The 21,778-nt window shown below is 67.4% G+C and carries 22 protein-coding genes and 3 pseudogenes; 10 read left to right on the top strand and 15 right to left on the bottom strand.

Features of this window, described 5'->3' with window-relative positions; translation table 11 throughout:
* Positions 1-132: 132 nt before the first annotated feature.
* Both ACTWOL_RS05105 and ACTWOL_RS05110 read left to right on the top strand, forming a co-directional pair.
* On the top strand, positions 133-588 hold the full coding sequence (locus ACTWOL_RS05105) for a winged helix-turn-helix transcriptional regulator (protein WP_474294769.1): 456 nt from the start codon (positions 133-135) through the stop codon (positions 586-588).
* A gap of 243 nt (positions 589-831) precedes the next feature.
* The gene (locus ACTWOL_RS05110; RefSeq protein WP_474294770.1) at positions 832-1,704 is read left to right on the top strand and encodes an undecaprenyl-diphosphate phosphatase; all 873 of its coding nucleotides are present in this window, start codon (positions 832-834) and stop codon (positions 1,702-1,704) included.
* Between the two features lie 374 nt (positions 1,705-2,078).
* Here ACTWOL_RS05110 and ACTWOL_RS05115 read toward each other — a convergent pair whose 3' ends face one another.
* Positions 2,079-3,002 (bottom strand): calcium-binding protein, encoded by a 924-nt coding sequence (locus ACTWOL_RS05115; RefSeq protein WP_474294772.1) that lies wholly within the window; start codon positions 3,000-3,002, stop codon positions 2,079-2,081.
* A gap of 706 nt (positions 3,003-3,708) precedes the next feature.
* On the opposite strand from ACTWOL_RS05115, the gene ACTWOL_RS05120 reads away from it, so the two are divergent.
* On the top strand, positions 3,709-4,170 hold the full coding sequence (locus ACTWOL_RS05120) for a DUF4279 domain-containing protein (protein ID WP_474294774.1): 462 nt from the start codon (positions 3,709-3,711) through the stop codon (positions 4,168-4,170).
* Positions 4,171-4,209: 39 nt separating this feature from the next.
* Here ACTWOL_RS05120 and ACTWOL_RS05125 read toward each other — a convergent pair whose 3' ends face one another.
* Both ACTWOL_RS05125 and ACTWOL_RS05130 read right to left on the bottom strand, forming a co-directional pair.
* Positions 4,210-4,584: a transposase gene (locus ACTWOL_RS05125; protein WP_474294776.1), complete on the bottom strand. Its 375-nt coding sequence runs from the start codon at positions 4,582-4,584 to the stop codon at positions 4,210-4,212.
* A 174-nt stretch (positions 4,585-4,758) separates the two neighbouring features.
* Complete coding sequence (locus ACTWOL_RS05130; RefSeq protein WP_474294777.1) at positions 4,759-5,493, bottom strand: right-handed parallel beta-helix repeat-containing protein; 735 nt, start codon at positions 5,491-5,493, stop codon at positions 4,759-4,761.
* A gap of 157 nt (positions 5,494-5,650) precedes the next feature.
* Here ACTWOL_RS05130 and ACTWOL_RS05135 point away from each other — a divergent pair, with 157 nt between their 5' ends.
* Together ACTWOL_RS05135 and ACTWOL_RS05140 are read left to right on the top strand one after the other, a co-directional pair.
* A complete protein-coding gene (locus ACTWOL_RS05135) occupies positions 5,651-6,091 on the top strand; it encodes a DUF1348 family protein (protein ID WP_474294779.1) in 441 nt (146 codons plus the stop codon).
* Between the two features lie 83 nt (positions 6,092-6,174).
* Positions 6,175-6,726, top strand: a complete 552-nt coding sequence (locus ACTWOL_RS05140) for a pyridoxamine 5'-phosphate oxidase family protein (RefSeq protein WP_474294781.1) — start codon at positions 6,175-6,177, stop codon at positions 6,724-6,726.
* 223 nt (positions 6,727-6,949) lie between these two features.
* On the opposite strand, the gene ACTWOL_RS05145 is transcribed toward ACTWOL_RS05140, so the two are convergent.
* From ACTWOL_RS05145 to ACTWOL_RS05165, 5 genes and pseudogenes are all read right to left on the bottom strand, one after another.
* Entirely contained in the window at positions 6,950-7,492 is a 543-nt protein-coding gene (locus tag ACTWOL_RS05145) for a hypothetical protein (protein ID WP_474294783.1), read from the bottom strand.
* Position 7,493: 1 nt separating this feature from the next.
* Positions 7,494-8,063, bottom strand: a pseudogene (locus ACTWOL_RS05150) (ALF repeat-containing protein); the annotation flags it as partial.
* 387 nt (positions 8,064-8,450) lie between these two features.
* Positions 8,451-8,840, bottom strand: coding sequence for a roadblock/LC7 domain-containing protein (locus ACTWOL_RS05155; protein ID WP_474294786.1), 390 nt, complete (start codon positions 8,838-8,840; stop codon positions 8,451-8,453).
* A 273-nt stretch (positions 8,841-9,113) separates the two neighbouring features.
* The gene (locus ACTWOL_RS05160; RefSeq protein ID WP_474294787.1) at positions 9,114-9,929 is read right to left on the bottom strand and encodes a hypothetical protein; all 816 of its coding nucleotides are present in this window, start codon (positions 9,927-9,929) and stop codon (positions 9,114-9,116) included.
* The gene (locus tag ACTWOL_RS05165; protein WP_474294789.1) at positions 9,926-10,279 is read right to left on the bottom strand and encodes a hypothetical protein; all 354 of its coding nucleotides are present in this window, start codon (positions 10,277-10,279) and stop codon (positions 9,926-9,928) included. Before ACTWOL_RS05165 ends, ACTWOL_RS05160 begins: the two co-directional genes overlap by 4 nt.
* A 142-nt stretch (positions 10,280-10,421) precedes the next feature.
* Here ACTWOL_RS05165 and ACTWOL_RS05170 point away from each other — a divergent pair, with 142 nt between their 5' ends.
* Positions 10,422-10,787: a hypothetical protein gene (locus ACTWOL_RS05170; RefSeq protein ID WP_474294791.1), complete on the top strand. Its 366-nt coding sequence runs from the start codon at positions 10,422-10,424 to the stop codon at positions 10,785-10,787.
* 355 nt (positions 10,788-11,142) lie between these two features.
* On the opposite strand, the gene ACTWOL_RS05175 is transcribed toward ACTWOL_RS05170, so the two are convergent.
* Positions 11,143-11,475, bottom strand: coding sequence for a hypothetical protein (locus ACTWOL_RS05175; protein WP_474294793.1), 333 nt, complete (start codon positions 11,473-11,475; stop codon positions 11,143-11,145).
* A gap of 22 nt (positions 11,476-11,497) precedes the next feature.
* Here ACTWOL_RS05175 and ACTWOL_RS05180 point away from each other — a divergent pair.
* Positions 11,498-11,850 (top strand): annotated as a pseudogene (locus ACTWOL_RS05180) (hypothetical protein); the annotation flags it as partial.
* Positions 11,851-12,508: 658 nt separating this feature from the next.
* On the opposite strand, the gene ACTWOL_RS05185 reads toward ACTWOL_RS05180, so the two are convergent.
* Positions 12,509-14,191 (bottom strand): hypothetical protein, encoded by a 1,683-nt coding sequence (locus ACTWOL_RS05185; protein WP_474294795.1) that lies wholly within the window; start codon positions 14,189-14,191, stop codon positions 12,509-12,511.
* 557 nt (positions 14,192-14,748) lie between these two features.
* On the opposite strand from ACTWOL_RS05185, the gene ACTWOL_RS05190 reads away from it, so the two are divergent.
* Positions 14,749-15,003, top strand: coding sequence for a hypothetical protein (locus ACTWOL_RS05190; protein ID WP_474294797.1), 255 nt, complete (start codon positions 14,749-14,751; stop codon positions 15,001-15,003).
* Positions 15,004-15,090: 87 nt separating this feature from the next.
* On the opposite strand, the gene ACTWOL_RS05195 is transcribed toward ACTWOL_RS05190, so the two are convergent.
* The 4 genes from ACTWOL_RS05195 to ACTWOL_RS05210 all read right to left on the bottom strand — a co-directional run bounded on the left by ACTWOL_RS05195 (position 15,091) and on the right by ACTWOL_RS05210 (position 17,987).
* Positions 15,091-16,179, bottom strand: a complete 1,089-nt coding sequence (locus tag ACTWOL_RS05195; RefSeq protein ID WP_474294799.1) for a hypothetical protein — start codon at positions 16,177-16,179, stop codon at positions 15,091-15,093.
* A gap of 223 nt (positions 16,180-16,402) precedes the next feature.
* Positions 16,403-17,089, bottom strand: a complete 687-nt coding sequence (locus ACTWOL_RS05200) for an IS630 family transposase (protein ID WP_474301086.1) — start codon at positions 17,087-17,089, stop codon at positions 16,403-16,405.
* Positions 17,074-17,544, bottom strand: a complete 471-nt coding sequence (locus ACTWOL_RS05205; protein WP_474294801.1) for a helix-turn-helix domain-containing protein — start codon at positions 17,542-17,544, stop codon at positions 17,074-17,076. Before ACTWOL_RS05205 ends, ACTWOL_RS05200 begins: the two co-directional genes overlap by 16 nt.
* A gap of 104 nt (positions 17,545-17,648) precedes the next feature.
* Complete coding sequence (locus ACTWOL_RS05210) at positions 17,649-17,987, bottom strand: WhiB family transcriptional regulator (RefSeq protein ID WP_474294803.1); 339 nt, start codon at positions 17,985-17,987, stop codon at positions 17,649-17,651.
* Positions 17,988-18,422: 435 nt separating this feature from the next.
* On the opposite strand from ACTWOL_RS05210, the gene ACTWOL_RS05215 reads away from it, so the two are divergent.
* Complete coding sequence (locus ACTWOL_RS05215; protein ID WP_474294806.1) at positions 18,423-19,541, top strand: trypsin-like serine peptidase; 1,119 nt, start codon at positions 18,423-18,425, stop codon at positions 19,539-19,541.
* A 367-nt stretch (positions 19,542-19,908) separates the two neighbouring features.
* On the opposite strand, the pseudogene ACTWOL_RS05220 reads toward ACTWOL_RS05215, so the two are convergent.
* Positions 19,909-20,990: pseudogene (locus ACTWOL_RS05220) on the bottom strand (IS701 family transposase); the annotation flags it as partial.
* Between ACTWOL_RS05220 and ACTWOL_RS05225 the strand changes: the two are divergent.
* A complete protein-coding gene (locus ACTWOL_RS05225) occupies positions 20,922-21,728 on the top strand; it encodes an IS701 family transposase (protein WP_474294807.1) in 807 nt (268 codons plus the stop codon). The pseudogene ACTWOL_RS05220 and the gene ACTWOL_RS05225 sit on opposite strands and share 69 nt — an antisense overlap.
* Positions 21,729-21,778: the final 50 nt, after the last annotated feature.

A 21,778-nucleotide genomic window follows, 5' to 3' on the forward strand; every position in this document is an offset into this window, starting at 1 on the left:
TCCTCCTTGGCTCCGGGCACCGCAAGGGAAGGGTGACCCGAACGGGTTGGTTTGAAAACCGAACTCACTCACGGACTCTACGGTAACCCCGCGGGTTGGATTTTCCAACCCACTACTTCTTAAGCTGTCCCCATGACGTCCCCCCGTCCCTGCTCCATCGCCGCCACCCTCGCCGTCGTCGGTGAGAAGTACGCGCTGCTCGTCCTGCGTGAGGTCTTTCTCGGCGTCCACCGGTTCGACCGGATCGCGCGCAACACCGGCGCGCCCCGGGACGTCCTCACCACACGGCTGCGCCGCCTCGTCGAGGCCGGGGTGCTCGAGAAGGTCCCCTACAGCGAGCGCCCGCGGCGGTTCGAGTACGTGCCGACCGACGCGGGCCGCGAGCTGCACCAGGTGCTGCTGACCCTGATGGACTGGGGCGACCGGCATCTCTCGGAGCAGCGGCCGACGGTGCTCGAGCACGAGTGCGGCGAGGAGCTCAGGCCCGTCGTCGTCTGCGCCGCCTGCGGCGGTGAGGCCACGCGGGAGACCCTGACCGCGCGGGTCCAGGCGCCGGGCTGGACGGTGACGGGCCCGGTCGCCGACTGACGACCACGCGCCCGTGCGCCGGCGGCGGCGCGCACCCGGCCGTCCGACCCCGCCGCGGCACCATCGCCCCGCGAACGCCCTCGCTGCGGACCGCTGCGGCGATGTGCCGTGGGTCACTCGGCCGGAGCCCGCCCGTTCGGCGGATTCCGCCGGACGCTACGCTGCCAGGCGTGGACGCATGATCGCGGTCCACCCCTGTACCTTCCGACCGACCCTGACCAGTACCTGGATGGCTTAGCTTTCATGTCGTGGTTCGAATCGTTCATCCTCGGACTTGTCCAGGGGCTGACGGAGTTCCTGCCCATCTCCTCCAGCGCACATCTGCGCCTCACGGCGGCGTTCGCCGGCTGGCACGACCCTGGCGCGGCCTTCACCGCGATCACCCAGATCGGTACGGAGACCGCCGTGCTGATCTACTTCCGCAAGGACATCGCGCGGATCATCTCGGCCTGGTTCCGCTCGCTGACGAACAAGGCCATGCGCGGTGACCACGATGCGCAGATGGGCTGGCTCGTCATCATCGGCTCGATCCCGATCGGGGTACTCGGCATCACCCTCAAGGACCAGATCGAGGGCCCCTTCCGCGATCTCCGTCTGATCGCCACCACTCTGATCGTCATGGGCATCGTGCTCGGCATCGCCGACCGCCTCGCCGCCCGCGACGAGGAGGGCGGCAAGCACCGCGCCCCCCGGCACCGCAAGACCCTCCAGGAGCTGTCGGTCAAGGACGGTCTGATCTACGGCGTCTGCCAGGCGATGGCCCTGATTCCCGGTGTCTCCCGCTCGGGCGCGACGATCAGCGGCGGTCTGCTGATGGGGTACACGCGCGAGGCGGCGGCACGGTACTCGTTCCTGCTCGCCATCCCGGCCGTGCTGGCTTCCGGCGTCTTCGAACTGAAGGACGCCGGTGAGGGCCATGTGTCGTGGGGACCGACGATCTTCGCGACGATTGTCGCGTTCGTCGTCGGCTACGCCGTGATCGCGTGGTTCATGAAGTTCATCACGACCAAGAGCTTCATGCCGTTCGTCATCTACCGGATCATCCTCGGCATCCTGCTGTTCGTGCTGGTGGGAGCAGGCGTGTTGAGTCCCCACGCAGGCGAATCCGCAGGCTGAGGGCGACACTTCCCGCCAATTCCTGCCAGCGACTGGGTGGCGGGCGCTTGGAAGTTTCTTGAGCTTATTAGAGTCATTTCGAGCCTGCTCCCCTTGATCATCTCCCAGTCGTCTCCCATCTCCCATAGAGAGGCAGCCAGGGCGGGCCTGCCACCTGGAGGGGTGGTTCGACCGTCCCGCCCTGGCCGGTCTGTCCAATGAGCCACGACACGTGCATCCAGGCTCGTCACCCAGACGGGCGAGTTTGTCGAGCAGCTGGTCGTCGAGTGGGCCGCAGCCGAACAGGCCGAACGGCGGGTGCGCGCCGGCCGACTTGGTCGAGCTCGAGCAAGCGGCATGGGAGTCGGCGGCGGACCGTGGGGTCGCGCTGGTGGTCACCGCTCACAGTGGGGTTCTTGCTCGCCGACGCAGATGTCGATCCCGTTCCCACCATTCAGATAGTCCTTGCCGCCGTCACCCTGCAGTGTGTCCCTGCCGTCCTCGCCGAAGAGGTCGTCGTCCCCTACCCCGCCCCACAGCTTGTCCCATCCGTCGTCGCCTTCGACATGGTCGTTACCGGGCTCGCCGTCGAGCTGGTCCCAGCCTTCGCCACCCAGAACGATGTCGTCGTCGGTGCCGCCACGCACGAAGTCCTCGCCTGCGTCACCACGGACGACGTCTGAATCAGTGCCGCCCGTCGCCTCGTCGTCCCCGTTGCCGCCGCGCACGTAGTCCTTGCCGGTTCCGCCGTTGAGCTTGTCGTTTTGATCCTCGCCATACAGGTAGTCGCCGTCCTGCCCTCCTTCAAGAGTGTCGTGGCCGACATCTCCGTGGAGTTCGTCCTCGCCCCGGCCGCCGCGGAGGACGTCGCCACTCTGGAGCGCATAGAGATAGTCGTTGCCGCCATCCCCGACAAGCTCGTCGCTGCTGGGTCCGCCAGAGAGTTGGTCGTTTCCCGGCCCGCCGTAGACGTGGTTGTCGGAGAACCCGCCGAAGAGCTTGTCGTCGCCGGCCTCGCCCCAGAGGTAACCCGGCCAGGACCCAGCTTGCAGGACGTCGTTGCCGTCACCACCAACGAGGGAGGCGGGCCGGGAGACATCGCGAGCGACCGTGACCTCGTCGTCGCCGTCTTTCGTGTGAACGGCGATCTGCACAACCTCGGCTACAGGGCAGCGGACTTCTGTGCCCCCCGCACACCCGCTGCCCGCTGTGAGTGCGGCTCCCATATCCACGACGACCAAGTCGCTCCCCGATGTGGTGATCTTGATCCGGTTGTTCGCCCCCGGTTCCGCCAGGACGACCAGGGTTTTCCCGGCCACATACACGTTGGTGACCGCCGCGTGAGCAGTCACTGCGGAACCCAGGACCTGCGCGGACAACAGGAGCACCATCGCGGCGATGCAGACACAGAATTTCCTCATGCCACAGACTTCCGACTCGAGCGCTGTCAGTTGTCGTGCGCTCAGCCGTCAGCGTGCCGCAGATGCACGCACGGCGAGATTGAGGGGGTGGCACGGTACCGAACAGCTGCCGTTGCAATCCAGGCCCAATGATCAGGGGCGCTGTCCATGCGTCAGTGGATCAGACCCGGTGCAGATGGACGGCTGACTTGTAGAAGCGACCCGAATTGGCTTCTACCACTGCACACTTCTTCAAGGGTGCCTGGCATCGCGCCGTGGCGGCAACTCGAGGGCCCGACTCCGCTGGCACGCGGCCTGCGACCGCCGACCGAACAGCGGAGCGCTTCCTGGTTCACACGGGCCTTGTCGGGCGAACCGATGGAGGGGCTCCGGCAGCCCCACGCCTTATCCGCAGTCGTTTCGGTTGATCTTCAGGGAGCGGGTCTGGTCGTTGACGTTGTAGGAGCGCAGGTCGTGGATGGAGCCTCCGCTGCGGGTCACGCACACCCAGCGCCCGGCGTAGTTTCGCTACTGAACTTGATTGGGTGATGTCGGGTGGGCAGGCTGCACGGGGAGCCTGAGGAATGCGCTGGCCTGCCGCCGACTGGCCTGCGATCGTGAGGAAGTGCCAGAACACTTGACGATGCACTCGCCGTTGCCGGACACGAAGTGGTCGGCTGGGTCGATCCGGATCACGAGCCGGACGGTCCGCGCCGAGGAGATCTCGGTTCGCCTGGGTATCGTCCCCGACGAGCAACTCGAGCAGGGGAGTTTGATGAGTCCCCGAAACCCGAGCAGCGCCCGTCGGGAGACCAGCGTCTGGATCCGGACGAGTGGACTGGGAAGCGACAGCAAGCTTGAGGACCACGTCGCGGCGCTGGTCAGACTGGTCAACGGGTGTCGTGAGGAGCTGACGCGCCTGTCTGCCGATTGCGATCTGGAGCTGTATCTCGGTTTCGGCAGTGAGAACGGTCAGGGAGGCTGCGTCCTGTCGGCCCACCTGCTCACCGAGGTCGGCGGGCTGGGGCTCGACGTCGTTCTCGACCTCTACCCGCCCACGTCAGAGGTGGGTGTCGTTCGGGGGTGACCGTCGCCTCCGGTATTGCGGGGGTGAGGGGATCGGCAGTCAGTCGAGGATGAGGCCGGTGCCGGCAAGGCAGCCATCGACCAGCTCCGGACGGTACTGGACCCTTTTGAGCCGACGCTTTACGGCTCTGGTGATCTGGCTGAGGTCGGCGGCGGCGAGGTTGCCGAGGTCACGTTTGACCAGTGACCAGATTCCCTCTTGCGGGTTGAGGTCCGGGGCGTAGGTCGGCAGCTGGAACACGGTGAGCCACTCGGCGTTCGCGGCGATGAACTCCCCCATTCCGGCGGCCAGGTGGAGGCCAACGTTGTCCCAGACGAGCACGATCGGGCCGCCCAGCTGGGCGTGGGCGCGGACGATCAGATCACGAAAGCAGGCGAATCCGCAGGCTGAGGCGACGTCTGGTCCGAGTGCCACGCCCGGCCAGAGGCACGCATCGGGTGGCATCGGCTCGAGCCGACGACGGCGGGTGCCGGGTGAACCGACCCTTGGCTCACCTGGCACTCCTACCCCCGGGAAGCGGCCCGGGGGCAAGAGGCGGGCGGGCGGGCCATGTCGGTATGTCAGCCGAAGCAGCCGGGGAGGGCGCTCTCACTGCCTTCGCAGTTGGTCGGGACGTTGTCGATGATGCGGACCTTCCCGTGGGTGGTGACCTCGCCGCGGTTGTGGATACCACCGGCGGGCTCGTCCGAACAGGTTGTTCCTCACCGTGGAATCGGTCAGGGCGAGGGGGCTGGGGACGAAGTCGTGGGAGTCGACGAAGATGCCGCCACCGCGGGCACCGTTCCCCGGAGCCTGGTTACCCGTGATCTTCGAGCCACGGATCGCCACACCGTCGGGGGAGAGCAGATAGATGCCGCCGCCGGCGCCGTCTTCCGCGGTAACGGCGTTGTCGGCGATCGTGCTGCCCTCGACCACGAACGACGGCTGGTCGGTGGTGATGCCGCCTCCGAATTCCCCGGCAACGTTGCCCTTGACGATGCTGTCCAGCAGATACAGCGGGCCGCCGTCGGTGTCGACGGCGCCGCCCTCCACCGACGCGAAGTTATGCGTGAGGGCACTCTTGTCGACCTCCGCCACGCCGTGGTTGTGCAGAGCACCACCGTCCCCGGAGGTGTTGTGGCTGAGCAGGCTCTCGCGGATGGCCACGGAAGCCCCTTCCTCGTTCAGAACGGCAGCGAAGCCTTGGGAGGCATTGCGCGTGATCCTGGAGTCGGCGATCTCCAGTTTGGCGTGGTTGCCGATCGCGGACGCGAACGTGGCCCAGTTCCGGCTGAAGCCGCTGTCACGGACACGGGCGACGCCCTCTCTCAAGGTCTCTGTCACCACCGGCCGGTCCGGCACTCCGGGTGCTGATATCGGCGCGAGAAAATTCCTCAGATCGGGAATGAGGGCCGCACTTATAACCTTCAAGATGATAGTGATTGGTTAGATCGGCCTCCGCTGAGGAGGCTGGCCGGTCCTTGCCTCGAGGAGCCCGTCGATGTCAGAAGCCCGACCGCCCCTGCCGCCGTTCACCGCCGAGACGGCGGGCGCCAAGGTTCTCGCAGCCGAAGACGCCTGGAACAGGCGTGACCCGCAGCGAGTCTCGTTGGCCTACGCCCCTGTGTCGTGGTGGCGGAACCGCGACCGGTTTCTTGTCGGTCGCGAGCCTATCGTCGAGTTCCTGACCCGGAAGTGGGGCACCGAGCTCGGCTGCGTGCTGCCAAAGAACCTTTGGGCGTTCACGGACGGCCGGATCGCGGTGCGGTTCACGTATGAGTGGCATGACGCGGGCGGCCGGTGGTGGCGGAGCCACGGCAACGAGCTGCGGCAGTTCGATGCCCTGGGGTTGATGAGTCGGCGTGAGGCCAGCATCAACGACCTTCAGAAGTCGGAGAACGATCCGAGCATCTTCGGCCCGCGTCCCCGGGAAGAGCGATGACCGGCCGGTATGCCCAGCTGGCATTCACTCCGGCGGTCCAGCGGCATCAGCGTTCGCACGGGAGCGATCGTGCATACACCCGAATGGCGGAGGTGCCCGCTGTCGCCGACGCGATCGGTCCGGACGAGGCGTGGTTCATCAGTGAGCGGGACAGCTTCTATCTCGCGACCGTCAGCGAGACCGGGCGGCCTTACATTCAGCACCGCGGCGGGCCGGCCGGCTTCCTGCGGGTGCTCGACGCGCACACGCTCGGATTCGCGGACTTCCGGGGGAACCGGCAGTACATCAGCCGGGGCAATCTCGACGGAAACGATCAGGTCTCGCTGTTCTTGATGGACTACATGACGCGCACCCGGATGAAGATCTTCGGGCGGGCTCGGGTGGTGGAGGCCGACGACGATCCTGAGCTGGTCTCTCGACTGGGCGACACGCGGTATCCGGCCCTGGTGGAGCGCGCCATGCTGATCGACGTCGAGGCTTTCGACTGGAACTGCCGGCAGCACATACCGCAGCTGTTCCCGGCTGAGGCTGTCGCGGAGGCTGTGCGGACCCTGCAGGACAAGGTTGCGGTGTTGGAGCGGGAGAGCGCCCGGCTTCGGCAGGAGAACGAGGAGCTTCGTCGCGCTCGGAGGTGACAGCATCCGTGGGCAGGCTCGCTCAGGCGGCCTGTCCACGTGAAAAGTGCGCGCGGGCCTTCGCCCGATTTCTCCCAGACTGTCGGGGGCGTCTGTCCCGGCCGCGACCGGTACAGCGCGACCGCGTCCGCCTTGAACTCCGGCGGATAGTGCTTCATCACCACGAGGTGACTCCTGTTCTTAGCTCCTCAAGATCCACGTCTCGAGTGTCCAAGATCAGGGGTCAAGGCCCAACCTCGGCCTGATCAAGCTCGATATGCTGGGCGTACGGATGCAGTCCGCGATGGCCCACGCCGCCAACGTGACCTTCACCGTGGCCTGGTCCGATGTGGCCGGGAGCATGAAATTCTACGACGACGGCGACATCTTCCGGGTCTATGACGAACTTCGGGACGGGCGTCATCCAGGCGATGGGGGCGGCCATAGACGGAGTGCCGTGCGGGTCGCGGTGAAAGCGCGACGCCTCTTGGCCTTGGCGACCTGGTCGCGGCGGCTGCACTCCGTGGTGGTGCACTTTTCGATCTCTTCGGCGCCGACGTACCAGGCGGTCGAGGTAGGTGGTGGTGATGCATGCCATGTCGCCGGCTCCGTTACCACCGCAGACCAAGAGCGTCTCGCCGGGCTTCAGGTCCCCGTCCTTCATGAGATTGTGGCGGTAGGCGACCAGCCGCTTCTCCAGGACCTTGCGGAGCTCGGTGTCCGAGAGCGGTTTGCTAGCTTCCTGGAGTTCCTTTCTCACCTGGGCTTTGAGTTCCGCGACAAGCATGTCAGCGGCGACCTTCAAGGGTTCGGACGAGGCCTTGGCGGCTGCGGCGGCATCCTTGCCCGCGGCCTCGGCAGATATCCCGGCCTCGTACTGGGAGGCGTAGTTCCCGGCGACACCGGCGGAGTGCTGGCGTGTTCGGCGGAGCGGGCGGCTGATTGGGCGTCCTGTTGGCTGCTGCGGCGGCGTTCCTGGCTGTCTTCGCGGATTCGGCGGCGCGGTCGGCGGACTGGGCCGCGTCGGTGGCGAACCCGTCTGCCTTCTGCGCGTATGTGTTGGCCTCATTGGCGGACTTTTCGGCCTTGGCCGCCCATACGTTGACGGCTTCGCGGGCGTCCTTTCGGGCTTCCGCGGCCACCTTCTGGGCTTCGGCGGCGTCTTTGTGGGCGAGCGCTGCCGACTTGTACGCGGCCTGGAGGAGGATGTTGATCTCGGCGATGTGGGCGGCGGCGTTGGCGTCACGCTGCTGCGCCTTGTACAGACCGATGTCGAGGAAGGTACGCCGTCCGGAGGGCGGTCCTGACAGTGCGGCCCGTGCTGCGGCCTGGACCTCGGGACCGCCGTTGGACAGGGCCTTGCCGACAGCGGCCGTGTCGTCGTCCTCGCGTCATTCAGGCCGGCGCAGGTACCGGCAAGACGTCCACGCTGGCCTTCCTGGCCGAGCAGATGTCCGCCCGTCGCGGCTGCTACCTGGCCTTCAACCGTGGTCCGCCCGAATGAGCAGGAGCCGGAGGGGGCACGGCCCCGATGCCATCCTGCATGCCGTCGACCGTCTCGTACCCGAGGAACAGGCCCAGGTCACCGTCTCCACTGCCCACAAGGCAAAGGGCCGGGAATGGGGCAGCGTGCGCATTGCCCGCGACTTCACGCCTCCGCCCGACACCGACGAAGTCGATGCCGCGGCAGACCACCACCCATTTGCTGATGTCGTCCGTTCGGCTGCTGCGGTCGGCGGGGGCCGTCAGGCCGGGGTGTCCCCTTCGAGGATCTTCGCAAGGTGTTGCAGCGTCGTGTGGATGTCGCACTGGAGGCGGGTCAGATCCAGGCCGTCGTCGCCGAGGATGGTGAGCAGGGCTCGGTCGTTGATCGCCTGGACGACCACGTGCCGGTCCGCGCTGCGGGTGGTGACGTCACGCAGGCCGGAACCGCCCGCCTCGTGGGCCATACGGCGCGCGAGGCTGTGGGCGGCGGCGGAGAGGGCCGCGATGGACTCCGCGTGCACAGCGTCGACGTCGGCGGCGACCAAGAGGCCGTCGACGGTGGAGATCACTGTCTCGCTGACGCCCATCACGCCTTCGCGCAGTGCCGTGAGCACCTCGACGAGTGGTTCGGGCTGGTGGATTTCAGGCATCGGCATTCCCGGCTTGTGTGCGGTGGCGTGCTGGAGTGTGGGGCGTGGTTCAGGGCAGTGCCGCGAGACCCGCGCGGACGCAGTGGAGGAGGGCTGTATCAGGCTGGTGCTCAGTGAGGTTCGCCGGGAAGGACGGTCGGTCGGGGGCCGCGCCGGGTTGGCGCCTGGGCAACGGCGGTAGTGGTGAGTGCGCACCTGTGCGGGTGCGAGCGCGTCTCAGCTGCCTGGCGAGGGCGAGGCTTCGCCGTTTGGCTTTCTTGCGCCGACGTGGGTTCACGCCGTATCCGATCGCTGTGGATGGTGTGCGCCGGGTGAGCGTTGTGGAAGCGGTGCCGGGGCGGCCGGGCGCGGGGTTCTGGTCCGGAGGCCGGGCACGCGCGGGGCGGTGCTGGGGCGGCCGCCGAGCGGTGGTGTGTCGAGCTCGACGAGGCCGAGGGTTCGCAGGTGGGAGAGGTCAAGCATAACAGCGTACGTGCCGCGGCCCAGAGCGAAGGCGATGTCGCGAGGGATACGACGCCCGTTGGCGGCTTCCAGGACAGCTGTGTGTCTCGGGGGGAGGCGGACCGGGGATGTGTTGGTCACACGGATGCGGGTACGGGCAAACTCCGTTGCCGATCCCCATAGTTCGGTGACAGTGGCGAGGCGGCGAGTGGTCTCGGCGGTGACAAGGTGCGGGGCGAAGGCGCGAGCCGTGACGACCGGTCTGGACGGCCCGCGCACCTCCCACTCGGTGGCGGAGCCGAGGGCGAGGGCGAAGGCGCTGTCGAACAGAGCCGCTGTACAGACGACCTCGAACTCTTCCGGGGTCAACAGACCGCGTCGATGGAGTTCTTCGCACAGGGTGTTCCCGCCGGAGCTGCTTGCCGCGCAGGCCGCTGCCCAGGCGGTGTCCTCGACTTGCCCTGTTTTCAGGAGAATCGACTCCGCGCTGGGGGCGCCGGGGGTGTCCACCACGACGATCCTGCCGTGGCGCAGATGGATGGTGCCGCCCGGGGTGCCAGCGACAGTGACCGCCGCGTCACGCTCTTCCTCATGGAGAGCGGCGAGGAGGGCAGGGAGGTTGCGCGGGGCGGCGTTCGCGACCTTCACGCGATCACCTTGGCGGCGTAGAGGCCCAGGTGGTGCAGGACCAAGGCCAGGTTGGCCTGGCCACGCTCCAGCACGGCGGTCAGCAGCAGAGGATCGCCCTGCCGGGACACGGTGGCGACGATGAGCTGGCGGTTGGTTCCCGTGATGACGATGCTCTCCAACTCGCCTTGTGCGCCAGCCGTGTTCAGTCCACTGCCGACGAGGGCCGTGAGGCGGCTGCACTCGATGGGGTCCGAGCCGTTCGTGCCGGCGTCGCCGTATGTCAGTCCCGTAACCGCGTCGATGAGCGTGACACCCGTGACACCCGGCAGCTCCAACAAGCAGCCCAGGGAGGCTTCGACTGATGACAACGGGGCTCACCTTCACCGATGCTTCACACGACAACAGAAAGCACAGTACTTTAAGCCGAAAGATTCAGGACAGGGCACAGGACGCTCATCTTCTGGAACTTTCTGCCACATCGCACCAGCGCACCGAGTGAAGGGCATGACGATGAACATCGAGACCGCGCTCAAGGAAGCCATGGCCATCGACGGCGCCCTCGGCGTCGCCTTGGTCGACTACGAGAGCGGTATGTCGCTCGGCGTTCTCGGCGGTGGCCAGGGGCTGGACCTGGAGGTGGCCGCCGCGGGCAACAGCGAGGTGGTCCGCGCCAAGACCCGTACGCTCGAACTGCTCGGGATGGACGACTCGATCGAGGACATCCTCATCACGCTCGGCGCGCAGTACCACATCATCCGTCCGCTGGGCAGCAGCAGCGGGAGCCTCTTCCTTTACCTCGCGCTGGACCGTTCACGCGGCAATCTCGCGCTGGCTCGGCACGCGCTCAAGCGCATCGAGCGCGAGTTGGAGATCTGAGCGGATCTCCCCCATTCCGCTGAGCTGAGGCCTGTCGTGCCAGGCGCCCGCGTGATCAATCCACCCGTCTCCTCCAGCCACCACGACGCCTCGTTCCGGGGAATCCGCTAACCCGGCGACCGGTACGGAACGTGACGCCCGGGAAGATCACCGCGGACTGCAGCTGACGCGCTGCGGGAACTGGGCGTCGACTGGGTGCGACACCGCCGCCGTCCGGCCGTTGAGCCGGACCTGCAAGACCCCGGGGCCACGGTGATGGTCCCGGGGTCTGTGACGGTCTCAGCCAGCTCGTCAGGCAAGAGAACGGCTGCCCCCCAATGTGCGTTCATCCCTGAGGGAAAAACGCTCGCCGCAATCAGCCACGAGCTGCGGCTGGACCACTCCACCGTGCGCCGCCGTCGGCAAGGCCGATGCGAGGGGCGAGGGTGAGGGTGCCGTCGTCGTCCCACGCGAAATTGACGGGTGCGCCGTTCTCGCCTTTGGCCTTGATGAGGGCCAGGCACTTCTTTGCGGCCCGTACGACGGTTGCCCGGTCGACGCGTACGGACACGTCACGCTTCGTCGCGAACAGACTGTCGTGCTTCGGCAGGTTCCCGTCCAGGGGGCGGGTGGTGATGGTGGTGTGGTCGATCGAGAAGGTGGCACGGGGGATGGCGCCCTTGCCGTTCTCGATGACGCCGATGCCCACGGGCCCGTCGTACGCTATCGAGGCCCTGCTGGAGGGCCTGATCGCGGAAGCCGCGAAGCGGGGTGAGATCGATCTGTCCCTGGTCAGCATCGACTCCACCACCGTGCGTGCTCACCACGACGCAGCTGGGATGCACCTGGGGGAGGATGTGCTCACCGCCCTGGAGAAGGCTGCCACCGAGGCGGAGAAAGCCAGGTCAAAAGGGGCAGCCTCGAAGAACAAGACGGACAGGACGCCGAGTTCGATCCCGGGCGGGAGGAACGACGACGCATCCGGCGTCGGCGAAAACTCCGGCTGAAGGCCGCCCTCCTGGGACGCTCCAGGGGCGGGCAGACCAGCAAGGTCCACCTCGCCGCCGACCGCAAGTGCCGCCCGCGCACCAGCAGCACGGCGGACACCGGGGCTGACCACGGGCCCGGCAGCGGAACGGTGCGCCTGAGCGACCGCCTCGGGTCGGCAGCCAGCTGCCTCAACCACCACATCCCCCGACAGGCTCAGGGATTGTCGCCGAAGGCGCACTGGCATGCCCCCTCCAACAACAGGTAGAACGCGTCGCCGGCATCCCCGGCCTGCGACTTCTCGGCCACAACAACCGGCGCCTGCGCCTGGTGCACCTGCCGACCGAAGCGCGCCTTGACCTCGTCGACTCGACTGCCAGTTCCTGGTACACCAGCAGGGATACGCGCCGAGCCCTGCGCCAGGAAACCGCGTGGCACGACAGGGACGCCACCGAGCCTCTGCGGGATCTCGGCGAACTCGTCAGTGCCGAGCAGCTTCCTTCGGACCTGTGGGCTCGAAAAGCGGCGTCGAAGCGAATCCGAAGCAGCGACGGAACGGTGAGGGCCCAAAGGATCGGGAGCTCCGTAGCGGGGCGCGCGTCGGGAATCAGCATGCCCGCAGATGTCGAAGGTCGAGCTGTACGCGGCGATCCGGCGTGACCATCGCGGCGGAATGTCGATGCCGGGACGCAGGCCGCGGCGGGACCGGCCGGATGGCCGAGCCCGCCGCGGTAAGTGCGTGACGGATGGTCAGTTCAGCAGGAGGCGTCCCGGACGGTGGTGGTAAAGGTGGTGCCGTCTTTCGCCTTCAGCGAGACGGACCGGGCCTTCGCGGGGTGATTGAGCGTCAGGACGTGGCCCTTCCCGGCGCTCGGTGCCGAGTTCACTGGCGCTTTCTGCCAGGACTTCCCACCGTTGTAGGAGACCTCGGCCCGCAGGGTGTCGCAGCCGTCCTTGGCAGCCGGCCCGTGGATCTGGAGCGGCACGGTGAAGCGTCCGCGGACAGCGGTGGTGTCGTCCAGGTTCAGCTTCGGGGCAAACGCGACAGTGGACAGCGGCACACGGGTGGTGGTGTCCGCATCGGGCCGGGCGCTGTCGAAGTCCCAGACGGCGTCGACGCGGGTGCTGGTCGCCGCAACGGTAGCGGGACGACTTGCGGTGGTGCTCAGCCGGTAGCGCTTGGCATCCGCCACGAGTTCGACGTGGCCGCAGGGTCCGGTGCGCTCGTCTGCGTAGGTGTTCTGCGCGGAGGTCACTGTGGTGCGCACGGCGCTTGTTCGCGCCCACCCGGAGTTGCCTGCGCGATCGGCGAAGAGCGGCAGGCACAGGTTGAGGGTGTCGCGGGTGCGCTCGGCGTACGCGTCCGCGGTGAAACGGGGGCCGATGACTCCGGCGCCGGTCTCGGCCGTGTATGCCTTGCCCGCCTCGTAGCGCAGGGACGCGGTCTGGGAGTGCCCCATCTGTGCTTCGGCGTCCGGTGAGTCGTCGGCGTACTGACTCACTCCGAGGCTCCAGGTGAAGCCTGGCGGGGTGCTGACGTACTGCTTGGAGACGCCGGGCAGCGGGACCGGCGGGCCCGACGTCCCGAGGCTGAAGCTGTCGCGGCGGGTCCATGCCGCGTTCACTGAACCGTGCGGGCGGGGAGATCCCGCGTCGGGCCGGGTGGACGAACCGGAGCGGAGGGTGATCTGCGCGAGGTCGGCGGCGCGGACGGTATGCCGGAGGCCGTCGAAGAAGTGCCCGCGGCGGGGCACGATGAGGTTGTAGTGGTCGCCGTTCTTGGTCCACAGGCCGGTCATCACGGCCTCGAAGTCCTCGGGTGCCACGGCACCGCCGAGCCGGCCCAGCGTGAGCTGTTTCGGGTCGGGCACGAACCACGTGGTGGTCGAGGCGTCCCCTCCGCTGCCGGAGAAGAAGTTGACCGACCCCTCCCGGTAGGCGGCACCGTGCGGTAGGTCGATCTCGACGGGGTGCGCTGTGCGTGCGTCGGTTCGCAGTGTGGTGTCGCGGGTAAGGGAGAGACGGGGCTGGACGATCATCGCCGTCCCGGGCCGTCGTCCTTTCCGGCGGCGGGGTTGGTCACGTAGGAAGCCAATCCGGTAGTCGCCGCGCGGCAGGCGGATGTGTGCGGTGCCGTCGCCCGGCGTTGTGGACAGGACCGCCGCGACGTTGCCGACGGCTCCTTCGCAGGTCAGCCAGATGTCGGACTCGGCGCGTTCACGGTTGCTGTCGGTGGCCTCGATCCGCAGGTCGTAAGACTCAACCTCGCGGTCTACCGAGACGGCCGTGCGTACGTGCTGTCCTCCGCCCTCGGGGGTGGCGGTGACCCGGGCGCCGAACAGGCCGTCGGTGTTACCGATGCGGGTGTCGGCGGTGAGGCGAACCTCTGCGACGCTGCCGGCCGGGATGATCAGGCGCTTCGTGGAGACGGTGAACATTCCTTCGGGAGGCGCCGTGCTGGAGCCGGCCTTCCCGCGCGGCCCTTGGGCGTCCAGAGCCAGGCTGAGGACAGCGTCCCGGTCACCGAGGTTGCGGTAGGTGAGCGCGCGGGTGACCGGCTAGTCGTCGTCGAGCGGCCAGCTCTGGGTGCCAAGGCCGATCGACGTCTGCTCGCTGACGACCTCTTGCCCGCTCGCTCGGTCGGTCGGCGTTCACCAGGCCGGTGCCCTGCTCGACGGTGGCGGCGTCCTTGGCGGCGTCGGTCGGCGCGGCGGAGGATGCGAGCGCCTGCGGGGATAACTCCCCCAGCATGCCCCACCCGGCGGGCTTGTTGGCCGGTCGTGGCCTTGCCCTGGGCCCGGGTCGGGAGCACGATCAGAGCACACGATCGGATCAGAGGGGGCGTCATGCAGTGCGGGAACTGCGGGGCCGGGGCCATCCAGGGCCCGGGCGGCACGTGGATCTGCTCGAACCAGTGTGGCTGGTCGTCCGGCGTCGCCGTTCTGGTTGGCGGACGGTCTGCTTGCCCCCTGTCGGCGCGGGTAGCCTGCCCGTCATGAGCCACCTACCCCACCACGCGCCCACCACTCCGGTCGAGGAACTATTCCCGCAGGACGCGGTATCGGACGGACCGGAGATCACCGAAATCGACTGCCCCCGGTGCGGATCCCGTCTGGCGGGGCTGGACGGCCGGTATCAGTGCGCGGGGTGCCAGTGGGTGAACGCGTGGTCAGAGGGGCATCGGGATCTGCCGAACGCGCAGGACGACCCGGACTACCCGGGACCGGCCGGAGCCCGGCCCCGGCTGTAACAGCCGGCCCTACGGCTCTTCGGTGAACTCGTCCTCGGTGTAGCGCCCGCCCATGTGCGCCATGTGATTCACCGCGGGTGTGTCAATTTAACGGCTGATCCTGGTTGTTGAGTGCTTCAGTTGTTGCTGCTCGGCCTGGCGGATCCACTCCAGAAGCAGGAATCTGCGCCGGTGACGGACGAGATCGGCGAAGGCTCGGGCCAGGTCACAGGCACGGGTGATGTCCGGGCAGGCGAGCCGGACCTCCAGCAGCCGCTTGTCCTGGCTCTCGGTGAGGGTCTCGCGGGGCCTCATGATCCATGAGGTGATCTTCCGCGGGCTGGGGATGTCGGCCCGGACCTGCTCGGCGGTCCCCGCTCGTGGCGCGGCGAGGTGTTTCCGGACCACCTGGCGACTGCCACGGTAACCGCGCTCGTGGATCTCCAGGACCAAACGGGTGCCACTGACCTGGCCCTGGGTCTTGGTGAAGCGCGCGTTGAGATACGCCTTGAACGGCTCCAGCACTCCGTTGGGGCGGCGGTCACGGGCGGAGGCCAGCAGCTCGTCGAGGTCAGTATTGCGGAAGCGGCGTACGGTCTTGCGGTCGAGGTTCAGACGGCGGCCGATGGCGCTGATCGTCCAGCCCTTCTCCACCAGGCCGAGCAGCCCGCCGCCGGAGTCCACAGCGACGAACCGCAGCCCGTATCGCTCGGCCTGCCGCTCGGCGAGCTCGCGCACGCCGGGCCACTCCGAGGTGTCGCCCAGGTCGCAGTGGACGACCACGACCTTGTCCTTGCAGCCGACCCGGGCCGCCCAGGTCGCCAGCCGGTGGAGCATCACGAGCGAGTCCTTGCCAGCGCTGGAGTGTACAAGGATGGCGTCGGCGACGCGGATCAGCTCCAGCGGCATGGTGGCCAGTTCGTCCAGGATGCTCGCCGCCACGGCCGACCGGCGCTTGCCGCCCGTGGCGCGACCGCGGGCGTGCGGGGCGTAGAGGGCGGGGAGCTCACGGTTGGCCGTACGGGCAGCAGTGAAGGCGCGGCGCAGATTGGCCTTGGCGGCCTGGTCGCGGCGGCCGCAGTCGGCATACGTGGCCCGTGCCGCTTCCAGCACGTCGGCGGCGGCCCGCCTCTGGGCGCGGCCCCGGGTGGCGACCAGCTGCTGCTCGCAGCGGCCGATGTCGGTGAGCGCGTCCACGGCGGCCTGGCTTGCCCGGGCGCAGGCCAGCGGCGGTGTACGCGGCGTCGGCCTGGTCGGCGCGCCGGACGGCTTCCAGCATCTGCAGCAGGGTGGTGATGTCCATGGGGTCCTCTCGGCGCGGGGTGGTGTTCTCGGTGCCGGGCAGCTGCCACTGCCGCCCGACGTGCCTCGGTGAGCGGTTCCGCTCACCGAGGCACCGGCGCCTAGTAGGTTGTCGCGGCTAATGTTTGGGGTAGAGGTGGCGTAGTTTGATGCGTGCGTCGTGGGTGGTGAACTGCCAGTTCACCTGACGTTGGTCGGTGTTGGTGGCGTTCTGCCAGGTCGAGAGTTCGGCGTTGAGTGTGTCGAGGTCGCCGATCCGGTGGTCGAGACATTGCCTGGTCAGTGCGGAGAGTTCGGTCTCGGCGATGTTGAGCCATGACCCGTGTTTGGGCGTGTGGTGGATCTCGAGGCGTTGAGCCAGGGCGAAGGCCTCTTCCGGTTCGAATGCCTCGTACAGTGAGGCGATGCCGTGGGTGTTGAGGTTGTCCATCACCAGCACCACGGTCTTGGCGTCGGGGTAGTCCACGCTCAGCAGCTGCTTGACTTGGCCGGCCCAGTCGATCCGGGTTCGCTGGGGCAGTGCCTGGACTCGACGCCATCCGCGTAAGGGTTCGACCCACACGAAGATGGAGCATGTGCCGCGGCGGATGTACTCGCTGTCTTGGCGGGCGTCGTGACCGGGTCGGGCCGGAAGCGGGCCGCGGGCGTGGTCGAGGAGCTGGTAGGGCTTCTCGTCCATGCACACCACCGGACATGCCGGGTCATAGGGCCGGGCGTAGACGGCCAGGACGTCTTCCATCCGGGCCGCGAACTGCGCGTTCCCTCGTGGCGGGATGGTCCAGCACTTCTTCAGGTGAGGACGCAGTTCCGTTTTTTTAGGACCCGCCCGATGGTGGAGTGGTCCAGATCAGGGATGTCCTCGACCAGCGCAACGTGCTTCTCCAGCAGCCGCAGCGACCACCGCGCATAGCCTTGGGGTGGCTGGGAGCGCGCCATCGCGATCAGCCGGGCTTCGACCTCGCCAGTCACCGGCGAGGGCACCGGCGGCAGGTCGCGCTTCTTCCGCGCGATCGTGGCGTGAACATCACCACCGGTCTCAACGAAACGCTTGGCGACCAGCCGCAACGTCTCCCCGGAGACGCCGAGCCGGGCCGCGATCACCTCCTTGGAATCCACCTCACCCACCGAGGTATCCAGCGCAAGCAGCACCCGCGCACGCATGATCATCGAGGCTCCACGAACACCCGTGGTGGTTACCCGGACCAAATCCTCGCGATCCCGCACAGTCAACCTGACCGGCCACTTCTTCTGCGAACCCATGACAACAATCCTGCTCTGGCGAAAGGAGAAGGAATCCGCTAGACACCAACCCTCCCAACCAACACACACCACAACTAAGCAGCGACGCACCACTAGGTGCCGCATCAGGCAACGTTTGCCCTGTCGACGACAGCACCCGTGCTGCCAGCCAAATCAGCTCCCGCGGCTGCTCGTGCTCGCGGCGGCCCCTCCAGCACGTCCCACCGGGAGGCGACACCGGGGCTCCGGCGTAGCAGTGCTCTGCGCTCGCGCTCCGTCATGCCGCCCCACACGCCGAACTCAATCCTGTTGTCGAGGGCTTCGATCAGACACTCGGTGCGTACCAGGCACCGGGCACAGAGGGCCTTGGCGCGATTCTGCTCCGCAGCCGCGGCGAACAACTCGTCTGAGTCGGTCGTCCGGCAGACAGCGTCCGTGTGCCAGTGAGCGTTGGCGCTGGCCATGGCGTCCCTCCCCCATCAACGCTCAGCAACAACACTATGGCGCTGGCTGTTCCCGCAGCGGCGGAGGACTCGTCGGCGCTGGCGCTCACGACCAAGGAGCCGCTGGGCGTCCCCAACGGGCCCCGGGTGAGCAGAAGAGTCGCTCGCCTGGCCTGCCGTTTCCTTGCCCCGGCTGGACTGCTGCAAGAACCAGCCGATAGGCGGAAGGTGCCGCCCTGAGGTGCGGGATGCGACCCCGGTTGAACGGTGGTGTCATGGAGGAGAGATTTGGCGCGCCGTCACCGCCGTGCTTGGTCACCGGCGGGCTCCGTACACACTCGATCTGGCCTGTGCGGGTTTCTGTGCAGCGGGCCGGCCAGCCGCCTTCCTGGCGCTGCCAGCGTGATCGCCTTCCATTCTCCTCAGAGGCACATCATGACAACGTATAGGCAGACCGTGGACTCCCTGCGTTTCGTCGATGACGGCGAGCGGCCGCTGACTCCATATGAACTCGCCACGCTGCGGCCCAGTCTGGGGACCGGCGAACGGCCTCCGGCGATGGCTGAGCTCGCCAGCTGTCGGCCCGTGTATGTCTGCGCCGACGGAAGCCCCCCAGAGCCAGAGGTCCGCCGCATGGATGGAGCGGCGGAGAATCTGTGGCGTGTCGACGTGCCGGTCGGGCCCGAGGGCGAGATTTCCCTGCCCGGCAGGACGGCCCTGCGCATCGACCCGCGAGAGCTGCTTTCCGGGATCGATTCCAATGTGGATCTGCAAGCCTGTCGTCCCGAGTGGCTCGACGTGTTCCATGTACCGCGCGTTCTTCCCAGCCGCAGAAGACAACCGATGCGGCGAGCGAACGGCGATCTCGTTGAGCCGGGAGTTGACCCGAGATTCGTCTTCGGCGACGACAACCGGCAGGAACTGAACGAAACGAGCTGGCCCTGGGGCTGTGTGGGGAAAATCGTCAACAGCGAAGGACAACACGGTGCAGGGGCGCTCGTCGGCAACCGCCTTGTCCTCACCGCCGCCCATGCGGTGCCATGGGATGATGTCGCGGCAGGCAATTGGTGGATGCGTTTCGTGCCCACATACTGGAACGGCCAGTCCCTCCACGGTGCCGGCGTCCAATCCTACGTATCGGATGTGACGGCCTGGCCGGACAGCACGTCAACAGCCCATGACTGGGCCGTTTGCCGACTGTACGAACCGCTCGGGGATCCACTCGGTTACTTCGGTACCCGGCCCTACAACCCCGCCTGGAACGGTCAGGGAGTGTGGATCCACATGGGCTACCCGATCAACGATTGGTTCCTGGGTACCAGCTACCAGAGCGGCATCAGCATCGATGCCACCTACAGCGGCGACCACGATGGCCTCGAATGCGAGAATTACGGCGACATTACCGATGGCAACTCCGGCGGCCCGATGTTCGCCTTCTTCGGTGCGGGAAACCCTCGCATCATCGCGGTTCAGGCCTTCGGGGCAATAAACGAAGACGACACACGAGTCAACGTCGCGGCCGGCGGACCTGGCCTTGACAAACTTGTGGCATGGGCCCGCACGAACTGGCCCTAGAATCCACTGTCCGCCAGACAGCGGCTGACGGCGGTGCACCGTGTCACCGAGGCACCTGCATCAGCCACCGAACGCTGCTAGTACTCCAGCAGGATTTCGCTGTCTGACCTGGTCTTTCGCCGGGTGGCGGGAGTGTAGTGGGACTTCGATCGGGCGGGGGGGTCTCATGGAGACCGCTCCTCGATCGTGTGACAACGCCGCAGGTAGTGACAGCGGCGGGCGACTGTTTGGCGTCGGCGGCGCCAGTGAGACCAGCTCAGCGCGTGGTGTCGTCCGCGGTGTCCGCTCAGGTGCGGGGGCCGGGCACGACAAGCTGCCAGGAGTCGCCGAACCTCCGCCACTGTGAGCCCGATTGCCTCGGGTGTCTCACCGGTTCCGCCCCCTTTTCCCTCGGCTGGTGTGCCGTGGCGGCCAGGAAAGCGTGAGCGAGCATGGCCAGAGTGATGTGCCGATACCAGCCCGTGTAGCGGCGGACCTCGTACTGGTCCAGGCCGCATTCGTTCTTCGCGGCCTGGAAGCACTCTTCGATCGCCCAGCGCGTCCCGGCGACCCGTACCAGCTCCTGGACGGTGACCTGAAGGGGCGCGTAGGCGAGGTAGTAGGCGATCTCGTCGGGCTTGCTGATGCTGCGCCGGGTCAGTGCCCACCGCATCCGGTGGGGGACCTCGCCCTGATAGTCGGACTCGGCGACGGCCGGCAGCCGCACCGCTGCCCAGTGGTAGACGCGGGGCCCGTTCGCGCCGTCGCCGCAGGAGATCTTCTCCCACGCTTCGTGCGGGGCCTGCGTGAACAGGTCCTCGATCGGTGAACAGCCCACGCTGAAGTGGGACTTGGGGACGGCCGGTACGTAGCCGACACCCGACTGCTCCAGCAGCCGGCGGAATCGGTTGTCCTGACCGTAGGCGGAATCCGCGGTGACCCAGGTAATGGGCAGTGGCGAGGCGAGGGCCCGCAGCACCATGTGACGGGCGAGTTCGCCTTTGGTGGCGAACTCTCGCTCGTCGGGGACCTTTGCGGTGCGGCAGCGTTCCCGGTCTTCAGTGCAGGACTTCGGGAGGTAGAGCTCGCGGTCGACCAGAGCGGCCGAGGGCGGAGGCGTAGGCGGCGAAGACGCCGATCTGGCAGTTCTCGGTCCGGCCGGCAGTGCCGGAGTACTGGCGCTGGACACCGGCTGAGGTGGTGCCCGGCGACGTATTCCTGCAGGTCGTCGCGGATGTCATCGGGCTCCCACTTCGATCCGGCGAGGAGGTGCTGCAGGCCGTCGGGCGTGGGGTGGCCAGCCTGTTCGGCCAGCTGCCAGCTGTTCTTGCGGGCCACCGGAGCGAGTAGCCCGCGTACGTAGTCACGCATGCGGCGGCGGAGCTCGACCCGGCCGAACCTATGCCCGATGGTCAGGAAGAGATCGTCCAGTTCGAGGTCCCACTGCGCGGCGGCATACTCGGTGATCACCCTCAGAGGCTGCCCCGCCGTTGTCACTTCCTGCGGCGTTCCTCCGCGGGGGTGGGCCGGCAGTACACGGGCACCTCGGGGAAGATCGATAATTGCCAGATCGGGGTGTTCGCCGCCTATGCGACCGAGCATGGACGGGCCCTGGTGGACCGGGAGTTGTATCTGCCGAAGGCCTGGACGTCGGACCGGGAACGGTGTCGAGCGGCGAAGATCCCGGATGAGCGGGAGTTCGCGACCAAGGGCGATCTGGCGAAAGCGATGGTCACGCGCCTCCTCGCGGCGGGGCTTGCGGCCTCGTGGGTGACTGCGGACGAGGCTTACGGGCAGGAGTGGAAGTTCCGCCGTCTGCTCGAGGAACTCGGTGTCGGCTACGTTGTCGCGGTCCCGAAATCGCAGCAGGTCAAGAGCCTGGCCGGGTTCTGGCGCATCGACGAACTCTTCGACCAGGCTCCCGAAGACGTCTGGCAGCGTGTCTCCTGTGGGCAGGGCGCCAAAGGCCCGCGCGTCTACGACTGGGCCAGTGCGAAACTGCCCTCGATCAGCTTCTTCGACGGAGACGTTCCCACCCACCACCGGTGGGTCCTGGCCCGACGTAGTCTGACCCAACCGGAAGAGATCGCCTACTACTTCGCCTACGCACCCGTCACCTGCACCATCATCGACCTGGCCAGGGTTGCCGGCATGCGCTGGGCCATCGAGGAGTGCTTCCAGGCCGCGAAACGAGTGCGGTCTCGATGAGTACGAAGTCCGCCGCTACCCGGGCTGGTACCGCCACATCACCCTGGCCA

Source organism: Micromonospora sp. IBHARD003 (assembly GCF_056106285.1).

Coding starts and splice junctions, on each gene's coding strand:
- ACTWOL_RS05105 (WP_474294769.1), top strand. CDS start 133: ATGACGTCCCCCCGTCCCTGCTCCATCGCCGCCACCCTCGCCGTCGTC.
- ACTWOL_RS05110 (WP_474294770.1), top strand. CDS start 832: ATGTCGTGGTTCGAATCGTTCATCCTCGGACTTGTCCAGGGGCTGACG.
- ACTWOL_RS05135 (WP_474294779.1), top strand. CDS start 5,651: ATGTCAGAAGCCCGACCGCCCCTGCCGCCGTTCACCGCCGAGACGGCG.
- ACTWOL_RS05140 (WP_474294781.1), top strand. CDS start 6,175: ATGGCGGAGGTGCCCGCTGTCGCCGACGCGATCGGTCCGGACGAGGCG.
- ACTWOL_RS05145 (WP_474294783.1), bottom strand. CDS start 7,492: ATGCTTGTCGCGGAACTCAAAGCCCAGGTGAGAAAGGAACTCCAGGAA.
- ACTWOL_RS05155 (WP_474294786.1), bottom strand. CDS start 8,840: ATGCCTGAAATCCACCAGCCCGAACCACTCGTCGAGGTGCTCACGGCA.
- ACTWOL_RS05170 (WP_474294791.1), top strand. CDS start 10,422: ATGAACATCGAGACCGCGCTCAAGGAAGCCATGGCCATCGACGGCGCC.
- ACTWOL_RS05185 (WP_474294795.1), bottom strand. CDS start 14,191: ATGTTCACCGTCTCCACGAAGCGCCTGATCATCCCGGCCGGCAGCGTC.
- ACTWOL_RS05190 (WP_474294797.1), top strand. CDS start 14,749: ATGAGCCACCTACCCCACCACGCGCCCACCACTCCGGTCGAGGAACTA.
- ACTWOL_RS05205 (WP_474294801.1), bottom strand. CDS start 17,544: ATGGGTTCGCAGAAGAAGTGGCCGGTCAGGTTGACTGTGCGGGATCGC.
- ACTWOL_RS05210 (WP_474294803.1), bottom strand. CDS start 17,987: ATGGCCAGCGCCAACGCTCACTGGCACACGGACGCTGTCTGCCGGACG.
- ACTWOL_RS05225 (WP_474294807.1), top strand. CDS start 20,922: ATGCCCGATGGTCAGGAAGAGATCGTCCAGTTCGAGGTCCCACTGCGC.